Source organism: Pseudoalteromonas sp. SR41-8 (genome assembly GCF_014163915.1).
Lineage (GTDB): Bacteria > Pseudomonadota > Gammaproteobacteria > Enterobacterales > Alteromonadaceae > Pseudoalteromonas > Pseudoalteromonas rhizosphaerae.
This window is the reverse complement of sequence record NZ_JACJEE010000051.1, coordinates 1-19,447: the sequence shown is the minus strand read 5'-3', so window position 1 is coordinate 19,447 and position 19,447 is coordinate 1. Positions and strand designations below refer to the sequence as shown.

At 41.2% G+C, this 19,447-nt stretch carries 11 protein-coding genes and 2 pseudogenes; 2 read left to right on the top strand and 11 right to left on the bottom strand.

Features of this window, described 5'->3' with window-relative positions:
* Window positions 1-132 precede the first annotated feature (132 nt).
* Window positions 133-528 carry a hypothetical protein gene (locus H5162_RS20375; RefSeq protein ID WP_182779384.1) on the bottom strand — a complete coding sequence of 132 codons (396 nt, stop codon included), beginning with the start codon at window positions 526-528 and terminating at the stop codon, window positions 133-135.
* Between the two features lie 240 nt (window positions 529-768).
* Between H5162_RS20375 and H5162_RS20370 the strand changes: the two are divergent.
* Window positions 769-1,735: pseudogene (locus H5162_RS20370) on the top strand (integron integrase).
* Window positions 1,736-1,757: 22 nt separating this feature from the next.
* Here H5162_RS20370 and H5162_RS20365 read toward each other — a convergent pair.
* The 7 genes from H5162_RS20365 to H5162_RS20335 form a co-directional block, all read right to left on the bottom strand.
* Window positions 1,758-3,470 (bottom strand): alpha-amylase family glycosyl hydrolase, encoded by a 1,713-nt coding sequence (locus H5162_RS20365; RefSeq protein ID WP_182779383.1) that lies wholly within the window; start codon window positions 3,468-3,470, stop codon window positions 1,758-1,760.
* 69 nt (window positions 3,471-3,539) lie between these two features.
* Window positions 3,540-5,945, bottom strand: a complete 2,406-nt coding sequence (locus H5162_RS20360; protein WP_182779382.1) for a glycoside hydrolase family 15 protein — start codon at window positions 5,943-5,945, stop codon at window positions 3,540-3,542.
* Between the two features lie 14 nt (window positions 5,946-5,959).
* Window positions 5,960-7,444 (bottom strand): MFS transporter, encoded by a 1,485-nt coding sequence (locus H5162_RS20355; protein WP_182779381.1) that lies wholly within the window; start codon window positions 7,442-7,444, stop codon window positions 5,960-5,962.
* A complete protein-coding gene (locus H5162_RS20350; protein ID WP_182779380.1) occupies window positions 7,434-9,326 on the bottom strand; it encodes an alpha-amylase family protein in 1,893 nt (630 codons plus the stop codon). The genes H5162_RS20355 and H5162_RS20350 overlap by 11 nt, the downstream gene beginning before the upstream one ends.
* A 123-nt stretch (window positions 9,327-9,449) precedes the next feature.
* Window positions 9,450-11,294, bottom strand: a complete 1,845-nt coding sequence (locus H5162_RS20345) for a glycoside hydrolase family 13 protein (RefSeq protein ID WP_182779379.1) — start codon at window positions 11,292-11,294, stop codon at window positions 9,450-9,452.
* A 1-nt stretch (window position 11,295) separates the two neighbouring features.
* Window positions 11,296-12,795: a tryptophan halogenase family protein gene (locus H5162_RS20340; protein ID WP_182779378.1), complete on the bottom strand. Its 1,500-nt coding sequence runs from the start codon at window positions 12,793-12,795 to the stop codon at window positions 11,296-11,298.
* Window positions 12,796-12,893: 98 nt separating this feature from the next.
* Entirely contained in the window at window positions 12,894-15,680 is a 2,787-nt protein-coding gene (locus tag H5162_RS20335; protein WP_182779377.1) for a TonB-dependent receptor, read from the bottom strand.
* A 714-nt stretch (window positions 15,681-16,394) separates the two neighbouring features.
* Here H5162_RS20335 and H5162_RS20330 point away from each other — a divergent pair.
* Window positions 16,395-18,020, top strand: a complete 1,626-nt coding sequence (locus H5162_RS20330; RefSeq protein WP_145233428.1) for an alpha-glucosidase family protein — start codon at window positions 16,395-16,397, stop codon at window positions 18,018-18,020.
* Window positions 18,021-18,291: 271 nt separating this feature from the next.
* Here H5162_RS20330 and H5162_RS21570 read toward each other — a convergent pair whose 3' ends face one another.
* From H5162_RS21570 to H5162_RS20320, 3 genes and pseudogenes are all read right to left on the bottom strand, one after another.
* The gene (locus H5162_RS21570) at window positions 18,292-18,741 is read right to left on the bottom strand and encodes a transposase (protein ID WP_182732461.1); all 450 of its coding nucleotides are present in this window, start codon (window positions 18,739-18,741) and stop codon (window positions 18,292-18,294) included.
* A 12-nt stretch (window positions 18,742-18,753) separates the two neighbouring features.
* Window positions 18,754-18,879 (bottom strand): hypothetical protein, encoded by a 126-nt coding sequence (locus H5162_RS21445; protein ID WP_259397419.1) that lies wholly within the window; start codon window positions 18,877-18,879, stop codon window positions 18,754-18,756.
* A gap of 460 nt (window positions 18,880-19,339) precedes the next feature.
* Window positions 19,340-19,447: pseudogene (locus H5162_RS20320) on the bottom strand (proline hydroxylase); the annotation flags it as partial.

The window sequence follows — 19,447 nt, the reverse complement described above, 5'->3', positions numbered from 1 at the left end:
AAGGTTTAGCGTCATTAAGAGATATTTGGATCAATATTCACTACGGGAGATGAACCGCCCATTGCGGACCCGCATGATGGGTGGTGTGGGGGCTGGAGGTTAGAGACCTCCGGCTACCCGATTATATGCCGATTACTCTATAGCTACAGAGTTAATACTCGGCTCTGATTCAAGCTTTGATTTGAAAAATAGCACACATTCATCAGTGTTTGATATTTTTTCTCTACCCAGTAGTTTTTCTTTCAGGGAGCGTTGTTTATCTATTTGGAAAATCCACTCTAGCTCAGAAGTAGGATCATCACCTTCTTCAAAGTAAGTGGATGCGCCAAGCATATATTGACGATTATTCCATATAATATAACTATACCAACCCCAATCTTCTGCATCAGGTTCGGTTATTTCAAATTCAGAACCCAATTCTTGTTTTAACCATTTAAGCAAGGACTCGCCATAAATTGGATTAATGGGGTTCTTATTTTCGGTTGATACATCAAACCTTGAAGTTTTGAAACTAAAGGCAATATGCACGATTCCCTCCTAGGCATATAACAACTTTGTCTACGACATTTGTCTTTTTACAAAACGACAAACGTCCGTATATTACAATGAGTTTATCTTATCTCTCAAATAAACACATGTAAACAATTAGTTAACTTCGCTCATATTCTCTAAATGGAGAAATACACCAAAAGGGGAGAGATCAATAATATTGGACAAAAAGCAGGCTACTGTCTATATATACAGTAGCTTGTTTTAGAGATTCACACTATGAAATCGCCTTTTTTAACTATGATTGCCGAACAAATGTATTTAAAACGCTACGCTAAAAGTACCATTAAAGCTTACTTATACTGGATAGCTGCATTTATTCGCTTTAACTCTATGCGACACCCAACAACAATGGGAAATAATGAAGTTGATCTATTTTTAAATCATCTAGTTAACCAACTAAATATTGCACCCAATACGCAAACACAAGCCTTAAATGCGTTAAGCTTTTTATTTAAAGAGGTGATTAACAAGCCACTCTCGTTATCATTAGATTTTGTTATGAGCAAACGAGCAACTAAACTACCGGTAGTTTTAACACAGCAAGAAATAAATCATTTTTTTAAAGTGTGCTCTGCAAAACATTATTTACCTTGTGGGCTTCTCTATGGAAGTGGAATGCGGCTAATGGAGGTACTACGTTTACGCGTGCAAGATATTGATTTTGAATATAACTGTATTCGTATTTGGGATGGAAAAGGAGGCAAAAACCGAGTTGTAACACTGGCAATAGAGCTTGTTCCACAGTTGCGAACGCAAATACAATTAGTTGATAGTTACCTACAACTGGATCTTAACAACCCTTTTATATAGTGGCGTTTATATGCCGCACTTATTACGTAAAAAATACCCACAGCATAACAAACAGCTAGGCTGGCAGTATTTGTTTTCATCACATAAATTAAGTATCGATCCCGAAAGTAAACTGCTAAGACGTCATCATATTGATGAAAAGCAATTACAACGCGCTGTAAAACAGGCTGCTAACGATGCGAAAATTAATAAACACGTTACACCGCATACCTTACGTCATTCATTTGCAACGCACCTACGCCGATATCAGAACAGTTCAAGCTCAACTTGGCCACAGTGATGTTCGTACTACACAAATATATACGCATGTTTTGCAGCAGGGGGGAACGGAGTTATTAGCCCATTTTCACGAATTGGGGCTAACGTATGTTAACCCCAATTTATGTGTAACCTATTTACAGTGTGTTATTCAGTAACAACAAACCATAAGCTGCGAGTTGCTCGCCATTAAGGTCGTGTTGCCAGCTAGGCGTTAACCCCTGACGTTTTATACCGCTGATGCTTTGTGACTTAGCGGTTAAATTAAGTATAAACATCGATTTACTGCCGTTTAACTCGCGGGTTATTTCAACTAGGCCGTTATCGTATTGATTTAACGCATAACTGCCTTTTATATCCAGCTCTGGGCGCTGTTTTTTCTGCGAAATTAAGTGCTGATATAAACGCCAAAGTGAATCAGAGTCTGCTTGCTGTACTTTAACATTGCGATCGCCTGCGCTAAGCTGCTCGGCTAAAAATTCAGGCCACCAGCTGGTAAAGTCTTTACCAAATAATTCACTTTGTTCAACCCAGCTCGTTTTAGCTTTGGTAAAACCGGCTTGATTGCTGTTGTCCCATTGCATAGGCGCACGTTTATAAACATCATGGCCTGTGCCACCTTGTGTTAAGCCAATTTCTTCGCCGTAATAAATATACGGTGTACCAGGGGAGCTAAATAACATCGCAGCGGCAAGTTTTGCTTTATCGTCGTGCTCTGCAAGTTGATAAGCGATACGTTCTTGGTCGTGATTAGTTAAAAACGGCGCAAAAAAATCAAGCGGTGCGGCTGAGTCAATACGTTGCTGTAAATTTTGTTTGAGCACATTGGCATCAACTGCGTTGATTTGTTGGTTAGATTGCATGGTGCCAAATTGCGCTTCGCCACTGGCATCTGGTTTTAACAAACCCAGTATTTTATAGCCCACTTCAAAATCAAAGCCCTGATCAAGCCCCTTCCCTGCACCATAATACTTGGCTGCCACAGGAATATCGGCCCAGGCTTCACCTACTAAATACGCCTCAGGGTTCACACTTTTTACATACTGATTAAAGTGCTGCCAGTAAGCTATGGTTTCGTCTGTGTCGGCCTGTGCATTGCCGCCGCTTTCCATGGCAAAGCGCACAGCGTCTAACCTAAAACCTGCAACGCCTTTATCAAGCCAAAACTTAGCCATTTTTTCCATTTCAGCAATAACATCAGGGTGGCGTAAATTTAAGTCAGGTTGGCTGGCACCAAACGCGCCGTAGTAATATTGCTGGCGTGTTTCATTCCAATGCCATACGGCATCGGGCTTGTCGTTATCACTCCATGCGTGGCCCCAACCGCTACCGGCTTTTGGCATATCGTCGCGCCAAATAAAGTAATCAGCAAAAGGGGCTTGTTGTTTTGCTGAACGCTGAAACCATTCATGGTTACTTGATATATGATTAATAACTAAATCAAGTATGACTTTCATGCCTTTATCATCAGCGGCTTTTATAAAGGCTTCAAACTCTGCCATGCTGCCGTAGTCGTTTTCTACTTGGTAAAATTCAGTAAAATCATAGCCATGATACGACGGTGCTTCAAACATGGGGGTTAACCACAATGCGTTAACGCCGAGCTCTTGCAGATACGGGAGTTTTTGGGTCATACCATTAAAATCGCCATGGCCATCAGCATCGCTGTCGTAAAAACTACGTGGCCAGATTTGATAAAATACCGCATTTTGCCACCAAGGCGTTGCGTGTTGCTCAGTGTTTAATTGCGATATTTCGGTGTTATTAGTGTTGTTATTTAATGATGGTGCGCTTTGGCAGCCTGTTAGCATGAGTGCCAGTGCCAACACGCTTAAGGTAAAGGTTTTCATTACAGCCTCGTTGTTATTGTTATAAACAAAATAGCCGTATTTCACTACGGCTATGTTATTAGTTTGCGGTTATTTTAGTGCTTTAGTAACAACTGGGTAATGATCCCATACTTGCTTGTCACTTAATGAGCGAACTAGCTTCACGTATTCAGCATGCGTCCACGCCAGTGGTGTGGCTGAGTTAGTGCCCTCGCCTAACGTGTATCCTGCTTTATTGTTGCCTACGCCATCCCATACTTGTTCTGGTAGCATCATGCCTTCGTTAGCAAATTGCTCTAGACCTTTTACATAGCTATTTTTAATAGCCTGCTGTTTAGTTGCATCTAACGTATTATTGGCATTCGCGGCGGCAATTTCGTAATGACCACGTTCACCAGTAAAAAATGGCCAAACTCGCCCACGTTGCCCTGGGCTGTTTTTTCCGCCTTGCGCATAATTAGCGCCGGTTACTTCATCTTCACCGTATCCGTCGTTACCATAACGGCGGTAGCCTGCAAATGTGCCGCTGCCATCAGTAAACTCAAAGCTGTATTTAACTTGTAGGTTATCGATGAGCGTTTCATCGTCGTACTCAGGTAAGGTTTTAACTATGCTGGGCGCTAGCGCATCACGTACGCCATAGCGAACTAACTCTAAAAAGCCACCATCAAGTATTTGCTTTTTATTAAACCCGTCACGGCCATTATTAGCGTTAATTTTGGTATTTGAGTTGGCGTTTTTATCTTGGCCAATGCGAATAAAATACTCGCCGTCTGAAGCGTTTGATTCTAAATTACCTGCGGTGGTAAACATCATACTTTCTATATCGGCGTTGTAACTTTTTGCTGTCGCAAGGTAGCGTTTAGCATTCACCTCATCTCCTGCCATTTTTGCAATATCAGCAGCGGTAATTAAACCGGCAACAACAGCAGCGGTGGTTGATGGTGAATACCCTGCTTGCTCTTCCCAACGCTCTTGTTGAGTCGCAGGTGGGGTTATTTGCATGTCGTTCCATAGGATTTTAGCGCGCCCACCGCCTACCAAAAAGTCAGCGGCCGGTTTTAACATGCGGGTATACCAATCAGTTAGCTCAGCATCACTTAATACATCAGCCTGATGAAGCTTCCACGCTAGCATAATAGGCATAGCGGTTTGGTCTAGCTGTACGCCTACCCATTCAAGTTCGCCATCTACGTGTGTTTTTTGTAAAAACCACCCTGTGTCGCCGTTGTTGCCCGGGGTTTTGCTGTTTACTTGTACTTTTTCAAGGTATTCAAATGCGGTTTTGGCTGTTGCAGTATCGCCCATGGCCATAAATGCCATGGCAACTTGATAAAAGTCGCGTACCCATACCGCTTTGTAACCGGTAGAGCCGGTTTTAGCAGATACGGTTTCGCCCCATGGGTTAGATAAAGACGCAATAAGCGCCCCTGCATGGGTTTTGTCTTCTTGGGCTTTTAACACCATAGCACTGGTATAAAGTAACTTGCCGTTATCAGCGGTTTGCTCGCTCATGCTAGTCAGTGGTGCAAGGCTTTGCAGGTAGTCTTGCCAACCAAGGGCTTCGCCTTTACCGTTGTAATTATCAAGCACAGCTTGGTAACCTTTGGCTAGCGTAGCTTGGCCTTCTTTAAAGCTTGCTTGCTGGTTGTTGCCAAAACTTAGGCTTAAATCGAATTGACTGTTTTTACCAATTTCACCTAGCTCTGCTAATAAACTAACATTCCCCGATTGTTCACCGGTAGTTTTATAAACGCGGGTAAGCTGCTGAGTTGTTTTAAGCTGGCTTAAACCATCACTCACGCCCGTAAAACCGACACTTGTTTGTTTAAATGGCTGTGCACCTTGCAATGACAAGTAATTATCGCCCTGCCACGCTACCAATCCTTGCTCGGTGGTTTTTGCAAAGTCATCTAAGCCGTTGTTGTTTATATACGGGTTAACCGTTACATAAGCTTTTACACCGTCGAGCTGGGTATTAAAAATACTGCGTACAAATAAGCTTTGCCCGTCTGGATCGGTAAATATATGTTTTTCTAGGCTAAAGCGACCTTGTTTGTCTTTGCTTACTACTTTGTATGCTAATGATAACGGGCGGCCTTTATCGTCTTTGTATAAGTAGTCAATAGTAACGTCTAAATCATCAGCTTCGGTGACTGTAAAATCTTTTCCTACTACAACAAATTGCATGTCTTTAATTTGCGCTTGATGAATAAGCCCAAACATGGTTTCGGTGATCATCCCTTTAGCAATCGAAAACCATACTTTTGACACTTTAGCTGTTGGCGCGTCGTCACTGTAATGGCCATTTTGGTATTGCTCAAAAGACGTGCCTATCCCGGTTTTACCTGCGTATGCCCAAAATGGGGCTTCGCCTGGTGCGCCTGGCGCATTCACTGATGTTTGCGCTTCTGTACTGGTTCGCGTATTTTGCACGCCACAACCGACAAGGCCTGCGGCCAATATTGTCGCGGTAATTAGGTTATATTTTTTCATTTTAGACCCTTAAATTAAGACTGTTTAACTCGCAGTACGGCAACCGCTGCAAGTACAAAAGACACAGCACCTAGCATCAATGCGTAAATAGGTTGATTTTGGAAAAAGTGACGAAGTATCAGGCCAAGGACACTGGCGGCTAATAATTGTGGGATCACAATAAAAAAGTTAAATATTCCCATATACACACCCATTTTATGACTCGGTACTGAGGTACTTAACATGGCGTAAGGCAAAGACAAAATAGACGCCCACGCAAAACCAATACCTATCATTGGCCAAATAAGTAAGCTCGGATCTTGTATAAACATAAAGCTCGCCAAACCTAACACACCTAAAATAAGGTTAAGTGCATGCGCTAGTTTTAAACCAACACGCTTAACGATGATCGGGATACATAAAGCCGCCAATGCAGCAAAACCGTTGTAAGCCGCAAATAAAATACCCACCCAGTCTGCACCATTGTTATACGCCGCTGAACTTGTGTCGCTGCTACCATAATGAAAACTGGTTACCGCTGAGGTGGTGTAAATCCACATGGCAAATAATGCAAACCAGCTAAAAAACTGTACCCAAGCAAGTTGTTTCATCGCCTCTGGCATGGTGAATACATCGTTAACGACTTGGTAAAAGCCACCGCTGGTGTGGTTTTTTGCCTGAAGTGTGGCTGCAATAAATTGAATTACGCCAAAACTCACTAAGCCAGCTGCCAATAGGTACAGCTCTTTTTCTAGGTTTAATCCCATGACTAAACCAAGTACGGCAAGCCCTAAAACAGTAAATACACTGCCGCCTTTACTAAAGTTAATTTGTGCAGATACAGCCTGTTCAGCCTCAGTTTGCTCTTGTTGATTAAATGCGGCCAATTCTTCAGGTGAATATTCTTTGGTGGTTATAATTGTCCAGCCCACTGCGACCAGCAATACAACTGCACCAAAGTAAAACGAGTACTTTACTGAATCAGGAATTTGCCCTGCAGCGGCGGTGTTGGCAATATCAAACCAGTTCGTCATCATCCAAGGGAGTGCAGAAGCAACCACGGCGCCTACGCCTATAAAAAAGCTTTGCATTGCATAGCCAGTAGCACGCTGTTTGTTTGGTAGGTTATCGCCTACAAGGGCGCGAAATGGTTCCATAGTGACGTTAATCGATGCATCCATTATCCATAACATGCCCGCTGCAATCCAAAGTGTTGGTGAGTTTGGCATAATAAATAACGATAATGTGGTTAAAATAGCGCCGTATAAAAAAAACGGACGACGGCGGCCTAATTTGCCCCAGGTTTTATCGCTCCAGTAACCAATAATTGGCTGTACAATTAACCCTGTGAGTGGTGCTGCTACCCACAAAATAGGAATGTCATCTACATTAGCCCCAAGGGTTTGAAATATTCGGCTTACATTACCGTTTTGCAGTGCAAAGCCAAATTGAATGCCTAAAAAGCCAAAGCACATGTTCCATATTTGCCAAAAACTTAAATCTGGTTTGTTATTTTTCATTATGAGCTCCAGTGGTTAATACTGCACTGCTAAGCGCATTTAAAGTTAAACTAATGTGTGCCTGCTCAGCTGTAATAGTTAGCTCGGCGTTTTGATTCGCCTCTAGCAAATCAAGCAATTGTAATTTTTCGCTGGTATTTTGCGTCAGTGTGTTAAGTGGAATATCAATACTGATCTGACTGACTTGCTCAGCAAAATTACTCACCACCCAAATTTGTTGATTACCGATACTGCGGCTAAACGCAGCAACTTTTTCGCTGCCAGTAACCATCAGTGGTTGCATGTCACCAGCTACAACTGCTGGATGTTTACTCAACGCCATAACGGCTTTGTAATATTCACGTAATTGACCTTGTGCCGGTGTTAATAAAGCACCATCAAACTTGCCGTTGTTCATCCACGCTTGATGCGCTGGCACGCCAATGTAGTCAAAAATACTGGTGCGAGTTGGTTTGCCAAAGCCTGCATCTTCAGAGCCATCTTCACCCACATCTTGAGCAAAATATAATAGTGTTGGCGCACGGCTAATAAGGTTTGATACTACTAATGCGGGTTTGCCCTTTTCACTACTACCTGCAAAGTCAGGGCTGGCGATACGTTGTTCGTCATGGTTTTCTAAAAAGTGCAGCATATGCTGCTCTATGTCAGCCACTTTTTGCTGAGCATTAAAAATAGTGTCTGCCGGTTGCGTGCCTTGCATAACAGCTTTTAAGGTGTCGTAAAAGCCGACTTTATCGTACAAGTAATCCATTTTTCCTTGCTGGATATACGGGCGATATAGTGCGGGATTGTATACTTCGGCTAGTAAAAATGCCTCTGGGTTGTGCATCTTGATTGATGAGTTTAGAAAGCTCCAAAACTCTACAGGTACCATTTCGGCCATATCATAACGAAAGCCATCTACGCCTTTATCGAGCCAATATAGCGCGATATCACGAAACTTATACCAGCTGTTTGGCAACTCTTTATCCTGCCAAAACTCAAAGTGCGCGCGTAAATCTTTAGTAGCATACTCATCGGGCAGAGTTGGAAAGTCATAACTACCGTCAGGTTTTACGCCATAATTTACTTTAACTGTTTCGTACCAGTCGTTTATATCAGGCTTAGCAGCACGGGCACCATTACCAGTCCATTTTGCAGGCGTTTCAGCAAATAAGTTATCAGCAAGTGGGTGGGCATTACCGCCTAGCACTTGGTAGTTTTCAATGGTTGGTACTTGAAATGACTGCCCAGTAACGTAATAAAAGTTATTATCGCGGGCATACTCTACGCTGGTGTCATCTTGCTCACCAAAATCTTTAACTCCAGCGGGTTTAGCGGTTGATTGATAATGACGCGCCACATGATTTGGCACAATATCAATGACCACTTTCATACCGTGTCGATGGGTGCGCTCAATTAATGCAGCAAACTCTTCGAGGCGGCGCTCTGGATTAATGGCTAAATCTGGGTTTACATCGTAATAATCTTTAATTGCATACGGCGAGCCGGCACGGCCTTTCACTACATCCGGGTCATCTTGGCTAATTCCATATTGGCTGTAATCGCCGACCAAAGCATGGTGTAACACGCCGGTATACCAAATATGGGTGGTACCAAGTTCTTTAATGCCACTTAAAGCAGCATCATTAAAGTCACTAAATGTGCCTACGCCATTTTGCTCTTTGGTTCCCCACGGAATATTGGCTGTTTGCGTATTACCAAATAAGCGCGTGAATACCTGATACACAACCGGCTTTGAATGCTCGTTAACTTGTTCAGCTACCTTTTTGTCAGTACTGTGGGTTGTTGGCTCATCTGAGCAGCTCGACAATAACAAGCTACTAGCTAATACCCATGAGCCATATTTGAATGTACTAATTGTGGTTTTATTTGTTGTCATAATGTTCTTACTTAGATCTGACGTTTTAATGGGTTGTCATTTAAACGTCATTTTTATTATAAATTTAATACTAAAGTGAACTGCCACTGACTGACAGCGGCTGCATACGTATTCACACAGGCTTTATTCAATTATTAATACCGTTGCACTCATAGGCGCTAAGGTCACTGTATCTGTTATATTTATTTGCTGTTCAGTAAAAAGACTCACAGCCTGTTTGTATTGCCCAATAACCTCTTGCAGATACGCTAATGACCAGTTTTTTGCTGCGGTATTTTTATTTAAAAACACCAACAAAGTTTGCTGTTCACTTATCCGCGCGTAACTGTATATACCTGATTTAGGACTAAAATGAACCAGTTTACCTTGCGCTATTGCTGGGCTTTGCTTTCTAAAATTAAGTAAGGTGGTGATGGTTTGCTGCATATCACGCTGCTCATCTGATAACCCTTGTCCTGTAAAAGCATTACTTGGCTGACCTTTAAAACCACCGGGGAAATCAATACGGATATCACCGTGATCATTACTGCCCGTATTATCAAGCAATACTTCGGTGCCATAATACATTTGTGCAATACCACGAGTGGTAAGCAACATAGTCATCGCCATTTTCGTTTTAGCAAGATCTTGCTTAAGCTGAGTGTAAACTCGGCTCATATCGTGGTTATCGGCAAACACGAGCAAGTTGTCTGGATTTGGATATAAAAAGTCATTGGCGATTGATTGATACACTTTTACCCAGCCAGTGTTCCAACTCTCCTCTTCATTAAGTGCTTGAATAAGTGACTCTTGTAATGAAAAATCCATCACGCTTGGTAAGCTTGAGGTATAGCCGTCGTTATTTACCTTTCCTGCTTGCCAATATGAAGCAATCGCAGGATTGGTGGTCCACTCTTCGCCAACAATATTAAAAGCGGGATACTCAGTCATTATGGCTTTAGTCCAGTCAGCTAAAAAGGCTTTGTCTGAATATGAATAGGTATCAACGCGAATACCGCTTAAGTCGGCGTATTCAATCCACCAAATAGCATTTTGGATAAGGTAGTTTGCTAATAACTGTTGCCGCTGGTTTAGATCCGGCATTGTGGCTACAAACCAGCCATCGCTGAACTGGCGTTTATCAAACTCACTTGCATGTGGGTCTTGAATGGTTTGACGAGCATGGCTGGTAGCATGTTTACCGTTTGCAAACTCGCCATTAAAATTGATCCAATCTGATGTGGGTTTATCTGTCATCCATTCATGCTCAGAGCCAAAGTGATTAAGCACTAGGTCCATCACTATACCAATACCGTGTTGTTTCGCTTTGGCTGATAACTCGCGATATAACTCATTTGAGCCCATGCGTGGGTCGATAGTGTAAAAATCGGTAATTGCATAACCGTGATAAGAGTAGCTGGGCATATCATTTTCAAGCGGTGGTGTTAACCAAAGCTGGGTTACGCCCAGTTTTTGCAAATACGGCAGTGCGTTAATTACACCTTGAATGTCGCCACCGTGACGCCCACCTCGCTCAATTGGATTTGCAGCCTCAAGCATTCCTTTTACTGTGTCGTTGCTGCTATCGCCATTAGCAAAGCGATCCGGATTAATTAAGTAAATGGTATCACTGCTATCAAAACCGTTACGTTTACTGCTATTAGCTTTACGTGCATGCAATTGATACTCAAAACGCTCCCCTGATTTGCTGCTAAACACTAAAACACCTGGCTTTGCGATTGGATTTATTTCAATATTTAAAAAAGCGTAATTTGGGTTATCTGTTTTAGTTACACTTTTTAAACTCACCCCTGAGTAAGATGCTAATTGCCATTGTTGCTTAGCAATACCTTGATCATGCAGCATAATTTGCAAGGTATTATTTTGCATACCAACCCACCAGTTTTGTGGTGATATAGTTATTGCATTGGCGTTTAAACACATCCCTAAAAGCGTGCTTAATAAAAAGATATGAATGAGTGATTTCATATTAATTATTTTTCATCCTCGCTAAAAATTCACTATGAGTCGGCAATTTGTTTACCGTACCACTAATCAGAGTTTTTAAATTACCAAATAACTCTGCGAGTTGTTCATCACTCAGTGCATCTGCGAGTGGGTGATAGTCCTGCGCTCCAAGCCCTTGACCTATCATTACTTGCTGCCATGCAACTTCGGCAAAAAGTTCATCATCTTCTCTAATTAATTTACCTGTTTGCTTAAATAAATCGATTTTAGTTTGCAGTGACTTAGGTATATTCATTTGCTTACACTGGCGCCAAAATGCGCTGTCAGTGCGCTCAGTCAATTTGTAATGCAAAATAATAAAGTCGCGGATCCGCTCAATTTCGATTTGGCTTTGCATGTTATATGCATCTATTAATGACTGCTTAATTCCATTATTCGGAAAGAACTTTATTAACCGAATCACGGCGGTTTGAATAAGGTGGATACTGGTCGATTCTAACGGCTCTAAAAAGCCGCTAGATAAACCAATAGCGACCACATTTTTATGCCATTGCTTTCGCCTTCGCCCTGTTTTGAAACGAATCACTCTAGGCTCTGTAATTGGTTCACCGGGAATATTATCAAGCAGTTTCAGCTTCGCTTGCTCATCGGTTAAGTGTCGACTTGAATATACTAGGCCATTACCTACACGATGTTGTAATGGTATTTGCCACTGCCAGCCTGCGCTATGTGCAATAGAACGCGTATAAGGCACTGGCTCTGTAGCCGTTTTAGTTTGTACCGCAATAGCACTATCACATGGCAGCCAATGTGACCAATCCTCAAACCCCGTATTTAAGATCTTTTCGATTAGCAGTGCGCTTAGCCCTGTGCAATCTATAAATAAATCGCCTGAAATTATTTGCCCATCTAACAGCTCAAGTGCCTTTACAAAACCGGTCTCTGGGCATTGCTGAACATCAGCAATTTTACCCTCAATGCGTTTAACACCGCGTGATATAGTCAGCTCTTTTAAAAATTCTCCGTACAAGGTGGCGTCAAAATGATAAGCATAACTTAGACCTGCTAGCTGTGTATTAGGTATGTATTTTAAATGAGTAAACTTATGCTGTTTTGCTGCTTGATAGTTAAGTGAAAAGTCCCAAAAATCTGTCTCACTACCTTGCTGCTTAGCCTTCAGCCAAAAGTGGTAAAACTCACAAAATGGGAAGTCTTTCCCAACATCACCAAAAGCATGCATATATTTGTGATGCTTTTCGCGCCAATTTTCAAACTCAATGCCGAGCTTAATTGTTGCTTGTGTTGCTTTGATAAACTCACTCTCGTGGATTCCTAATGCCGCGTTTAGGTGAAGTATCGGCGGAATACTAGCTTCCCCAACTCCGACCGTACCAATTTGATCCGACTCAATAAGGGTGATATTAACTACTTTACCTAGCACTTTATTAAGTAACGCCGCAGTGATCCAACCTGCAGTACCACCACCGGCAATAATTATGTGTTTTAACTTTTGCTTTTGCATTCACGCTTCCACCGTTATGTACTTTTATCAGTGTAGTTGAGCGATATAAAAAAGCCCTTGTAAAACAAATTACAAGGGCCTTTCAACGCTAAAAAAAATTATAGCTTATAGCTAAAGCCAAGTAGGAAAGTACGGCCGTAATCTTGGTAATCACGTACTTGTAAATCACTGTTGCCTTGAAGCGATACAAATGGTTCTTCAGTGATATTTTGCACTTGGAACGTAACACTCAAGCCGTTCAAACTTTCAATGCTACCTTCACTAAAGTCATAACCAATTTGAGCATCCCAGATAGTTTCGCCTTTGATATCAACCTGTGTTGTCGCAAAACCCAAACCGTAAACATCGCCTTTGAAGTCGCTACGTTTTCTCATACTTGTACGTGCTTGAAAACCGCTACGCTCAAAATAAACCGTTAAGCTGTCAATTTGGTCTGATAACCCTGGTAGTTCATACTCGTTACCATTTTGATCAGTCAGGTCTTGCTCTACACCAGTATGACTTGCAATTAAGCCAAAACCCTCTAACGATGAGTGAAAAATATTAAACGGTAATGCCAGTGATAGTTCGTAACCCCAAAGATCACCTTCGCCACCATTTACTTTACCTGAGCCAGAGCCAGTTGAGTTAGCCGGAATTTGACCTGTTGATGGGTCTGCAACTCCAGACATATCAACTTCATAACTACCATCAAAAATCCATTGCGTAATATCTTTATAGAAAAACGCTGCAGCAAAGTAACCTTCTGCATTAAAGTAATTTTCATAGCTTATATCTAAACCTGTGGCTTCTTTAGGCTCAAGCTTCGGATTACCACCTGATACGCTCCAATAATTACCATTTTCATCTGGTTGCTGATTATATGAAGCATTAATTGATGCATTCATTTCGTCAAGACGAGCACGTGAAATAGTTTTTGCAGCACCAAAACGAATGGTTTGGTCTTCATCAATTGCAAACGATAGATTTATACTTGGTAAAAAGTGGCTATAGTCATGACTTACATCTGTAGATGAAACAACCACTAGACCATCAACAGTATTTGCTGCAAAACCTTGCGAGGATTGATCTGTTTGTACATAGCGAGCACCAATATTACCTCTGACCGGTATTGATCCGAGTTCAGCATTGATATCGAGTTGTGCGAATACTGCAGTAACTTCTTCTTTGACTGTCCAAGATTGCGTTTTATGTTTTTGATCAGTCAGGCTTTCTTGTAGTAAATCATAGTAACCGTCGTTTACTAAACCGTTAGTGTCATAAGCAACCATGTTGCCCATGCCGATAAAATCAAGGCTAGCTGTACCTTTACGATATTGTTCAGGAATCGATAGCATACCTGGGTTTGATAATGAAAAGTCTTTTAAAGTCATGAAGTAACCTTCAGACACTTTACTCTTTTCGCGGTCACGGTATGAAATACCAAAGCTTACTTTACTAAAATACTCGTTTTCAAGTAATTTGCTTGCCGCTAACTTTAATGTAATTAGTTCATCATTAATTTCAGGGGCATTAATAAAGCCATCTTGTGCAGTATTTTCGTAAGCTGTTCCTGATAAGCCATATTTATTGTTTAGAGCTGCACTTGACCCCCATGATAATGGACCACCTAATTGAATTAAGCCATAATCACTGTAGTCTAGCTGAGGAGAAAACTGTGCACCGGTGTTCCCACCATCAAACTCATAACCAATGTTATCAGCAATACCATTTGCATCGCCTCGGCCAGTACCAGAATAGCTTTCGATACTCCAAATTTGGCGTTCAACTTCAGAGCGGCTGGCGTCAAGTTCAACTGACCAAGAATCATCTATGTTATATTTAGTGTTAAAACCAAACTGCGTTAAATCAGCATTACGCTCTTCGTAGTCATTACGTACTACTACACGTTGGCCTTGGGTTACAGCACTAGTAATAAAGCCACTTTCAGAGTCAACTACGGCTGAGCTAGGATCAATTGTACCTTGTCCCCATGCAAATGGAACTTCAATACCACGAAGGATTTTTTCATCTGAAAAATCAACATAAAGCGCATCAAATGTCATACTTAAACGATCGGTTGGTGCTGCTTCAACGACTAACATTGCAGAATCGCGTTCTAGAGTAGATGATCGCACGAACGGTTTTGCACCACCGAGTATTGAATACGTTTGGCCGTCATCACCCGTAAACTCAGGATAACCCCAAGAGTTCCAGCGTTTTTCTTGGTTTGGTGAGCTCATTTTGTTGTAAGCAAATGCAACACCAATTGTATCGTCTGCAAATTGGTCGATATACGATACTGTACCCCGAAAACCTTGGTCATCACCATCTGGATTTAATTTATCAAAACCTGTTTGCTCTAATTGACCATTAAACATGATCACGCGCTCACCTTTACTTAAAGGCTTTACAGTTTGCATGTCGATAACACCGGCGATACCTTCCGCGTCTAGGCTTGCACTTGGCGTTTTATATACGGTTACACCGCTCATTATTTCTGACGGATAGAGGTCAAACTCAACACCACGATTGTCACCAATCGATACTTGCTCACGACCATTAAAGGTTGTAGCACTTTCATTTTCGCTAAAACCACGCACACTTACTCGGCTTGCTCGACCATCTAAACGCTGTGCAGTAAGGCCTGGTAAACGGGCAATTGACTCTGCAATTGATGAGTCTGGTAATTTACCAATATCTTCTGCAGAGATAGATTCAACCACCTCTGATGAAAAACGCTTTGTATTGATTGACTCTACAACGCTGCCGCGAAAACCTTTAACTTCGATGACTTCAACGTCATTCTTTGCGGTTTGTTGCTCTTCTTGTGCGTATGAAGAGAAACTGCTAATACCTGCGGTTGCAAGTGCAATTGTTAATATACTTGGTTTGAACATAGACATGATGTGTTTCCCGTTACCCAATTTTATATTACTAACTTTTAGCGAGTTGCTTGTGATAGGAGCATAACCCGATGTTAGCTATTTTGTTGTCAGGATGAATATTAACGCCCGTTTTATTTTATTAACAACTTTATGCATACGTATTCAGACTAGTGCAAAACCAATAACTTTAACAAAAAATTCACACAAATAATGGCAACACCTTGTTTTTATAGGTATAAAGATGAGGCAATTGATCATTCTATTTTATAAAAGAAATATGCACTGCTTCGAGCTCCTTTGGTGCGGCAATTTACAGTTTAATACCTTAATTATTAGTGCATTCACACTTTATATTCGAGTCCTGCTCGCTCCTCTTACAAAATGCCAATTGGTAAGACCATTAATTGCACTGCACCATAACGCTACAGAACCCATATAATATGCACCAAGTTGGATTTGCTACTTTGTTAATGATACGAAAACGAGAATTGGTAAACATTAATTTGCCGCTCACATACCTTTATTCGTAGGTTTTTCAGAAGCTGTTTTCCTTATCAAAGCGATCTATTTAGCATGCATACGTATGCATCCTTTTTACAGTATCAAGCCCTTCACGTATGCTTTTTAAAAAATAACGTAGTTCGTTTCAATCGAACTGCTAACAAGATTACGAACACACCATTTCTAAACAGTAATAATTAAATGGGAAGTGTTGTCACGATGGAGAAAAAAATGGCTCAACAGCAGTGGTATAAGGGCGCCGTGATTTATCAGGTTTATCCGCGCAGTTTTCAAGATACCAACGGTGACGGCATTGGTGATTTAAAAGGGATCATCAGCCGGATAGACTATATTAAAAGTCTGGGTGTTGATGCTATTTGGATCTCACCATTTTTTAAATCACCAATGAAAGACTTTGGCTATGATATCAGCGATTATCGTGACGTAGACCCTCTTTTTGGCGATCTTAATGACTTTGACGAGCTCATTGCACAAGCTCATCAACGTGATATTAAAATTATTATTGATCAAGTATTGAGCCACACATCAGACCAACATCAATGGTTTTTAGATAGCCGAGAAGACAAAACTAACGACAGATCTGATTGGTATGTATGGGCTGATGCAAAACCAGATGGCACCCAGCCAAACAACTGGCTTTCAATTTTTGGTGGCCCTGCTTGGCAATGGGAGCCTCGTCGTGGCCAGTATTATTTACACAACTTTTTTACTGAACAACCGGATCTTAATTTTCACAATCCAGATGTACGTCAAGCAGTATTAGATAATGTTGAGTTTTGGCTTAAAAAAGGCGTAGATGGTTTTCGCCTAGATGCAATTAACTTTTGTTATCACGATGCACAGCTACGTGATAACCCAGCCAAACCGCCAGAAAAACGCCAAGGCCGTGGTTTTAGCGAAGATAATCCATATGCATTTCAGTATCATCATTATAATAATACCCAACCTGAAAATATCAGCTTTATGCAAGATATTCGTACCCTGTTAGACAAATACCCTGGTACCGTGTCTTTGGGTGAAATATCATCCGAGGATTCACTTGCTACTATGGCTGAATACACAGCTGGTGGCGATAAATTGCATATGGGTTACAGTTTTGAGCTACTAACCAATGATTATAGCAGTGAGTATATTCGTACAACAGTTAAAACATTGGAAGAACGAATGACAGAAGGCTGGCCATGCTGGGCCTTTAGTAACCATGATGTAGAACGTGTTGCTAGTCGTTGGAGTAACAATGGTGAAGTAAACTCAGAGCAGTGTAAAATGCTTACCGCCCTACTCGCTTCATTGCGCGGTAGTGTATGCATGTACCAAGGTGAAGAGCTAGGTCTTGGCGAAGCAAGTGTGGCGTTTGAAGACTTACAAGACCCATATGGGATAACTTTTTGGCCAAACTTTAAAGGCCGAGATGGCTGTCGTACGCCTATGCCATGGCACAATGATGACGGTGAACAGGCCGGATTTTCTGCAACGAAACCTTGGTTACCTGTTGACGAAAACCACAAACGCCAGACTGTAAGCAAACAAGATAGCGATAGCGATTCGATTCTAAATGCGTTCCGCCATTTTATGACATGGCGTAAGCAACAAGCTATCTTACTCGAAGGCGATATTGAATTTATTAATACCCCTGAGCCATTGTTAGCTTTTTACCGTCGTTTTGCAGGCCAGACTATGTTGTGCGTATTTAACCTAGCTCAAGAGCCTGCAAGCCTCAACATTGAACACACTGATATTGTGCAACATACAGAATTGAATCATCACAATGGCAGCTTAGAGAAACAAACCCTTACCCTACCCGGTTTTGGTTGTTTTTACGCAGCAGTTAGTTAATTTCAAAATCTAATTACAACACTGCATATATAAAATTAAGAAACTAACCATTGTTATAGACTATCATAACTTAGTTCTTAAGGAACGCAGGTCGTGTGATCTACCTATTTTAAACGGCAAATATCATTATTTTTTCAATGAATTGCCGCTTACAATTTACCGCTAGTTGATCAAGTACACGGTGTATCTTATAATTACACTGTGTTCGCAGTATGCTCAGCCAAACCAGCGATTCTGCAATATGCGGTTTTTTTTAATAAAACCCCTTGAGTTATTCCATGACTCTAGCTCTTTGAAAAATAATCGATTTGTCAACGAGTCGCGTATATATCGAGTAACTCATCAAGGTTAAACTGTATTCTTTTAAATTAGTAACAGGGGAAACGGGGCGCTTTTCATTGGGTAGATAAATAAGCATATACTCGGATCCATTTTTCTTCCAGCGTACTGTTAACTCAAGTGGCTGACTACCCCACTTCTCGGGCAAATTTTTGAGTTTACTATTATTTTCTTTAAGCTCTACACCAGCGTAATAAGCTGATGTGACGGTTGGGTTAATGTTTTTATTCGCTCTGACCAAAAAGTAGCCGCCATCTTGAGATATTTGCTCAAAGTAATCTAAGTCAAAATACCCTGTATCAGCAAGTAATAACGTATTTTCTAGTGTGTGACGACCAGGTAAAAAGGCTAGCTCAGTGTCAACATCAGGACGGGTATCTATTTCACAAGGCTGTTAGTTTAATAGGTCGTAGGTAACATGCAACTCAATTTCGGCAGGACTTATAGCAGTAAAGCGACCAGCAAAAACCACAGCTAATTCATCATGTAGAACAAATGATGAGCCATCTTGCAATAACACTCGCTGTATTCCTAGCTGGGTAAAAAAGGTTTTATCCAGCGTGTTACAGTCAATTTAGACATCGCTTAAGTAACGAGTTCACGGACTAGTTCAGTCAAGGCAGGTTTCTAATCTGATTATGAAAAGGTTTATAATTTATCGTGCAATTAGCCTGCGTTCGCAGGTTCTGATGGATATCTGGCAAGTTAGCGTCTTGCAAGCAAGATAAGCTTTTGAATACAGCTTTGAGCAGATAAACAATCAATCGGCAACGGTGTCGAATTTGAAATCCAGAGGTTTTTGCAAGCTTAATTAGATGCTTTTCTGAGATAAGGGCTTTAAATTGATTTGAAACTTGGTTAATCTGCGGCTGAACTCTGTTTTTGGTCATGTTTTTATTGGCGTAACTATTTGATCATTAACATAGTTCAACTTCAATTTTTCTTAAGATCTAACCTATGAATATGCCTTAAATATAAGGCTAAATTATATTGAACCAACCAGTAATAGAATATCTTGGATACTTTGCGAAAGGTGTTACGTAACTTACTGAATGTGGTAAGTTTACATCAAATACACTAAGAGTATT

Excerpts from the sequence above, each read along its gene's own strand:
- H5162_RS20360 (WP_182779382.1), bottom strand. The coding sequence starts at position 5,945 with ATGAAAAAATATAACCTAATTACCGCGACAATATTGGCCGCAGGCCTT.
- H5162_RS20330 (WP_145233428.1), top strand. The coding sequence starts at position 16,395 with ATGGCTCAACAGCAGTGGTATAAGGGCGCCGTGATTTATCAGGTTTAT.
- H5162_RS20350 (WP_182779380.1), bottom strand. The coding sequence starts at position 9,326 with ATGACAACAAATAAAACCACAATTAGTACATTCAAATATGGCTCATGG.
- H5162_RS20340 (WP_182779378.1), bottom strand. The coding sequence starts at position 12,795 with ATGCAAAAGCAAAAGTTAAAACACATAATTATTGCCGGTGGTGGTACT.
- H5162_RS20335 (WP_182779377.1), bottom strand. The coding sequence starts at position 15,680 with ATGTCTATGTTCAAACCAAGTATATTAACAATTGCACTTGCAACCGCA.
- H5162_RS20365 (WP_182779383.1), bottom strand. The coding sequence starts at position 3,470 with ATGAAAACCTTTACCTTAAGCGTGTTGGCACTGGCACTCATGCTAACA.
- H5162_RS20345 (WP_182779379.1), bottom strand. The coding sequence starts at position 11,294 with ATGAAATCACTCATTCATATCTTTTTATTAAGCACGCTTTTAGGGATG.
- H5162_RS20355 (WP_182779381.1), bottom strand. The coding sequence starts at position 7,444 with ATGAAAAATAACAAACCAGATTTAAGTTTTTGGCAAATATGGAACATG.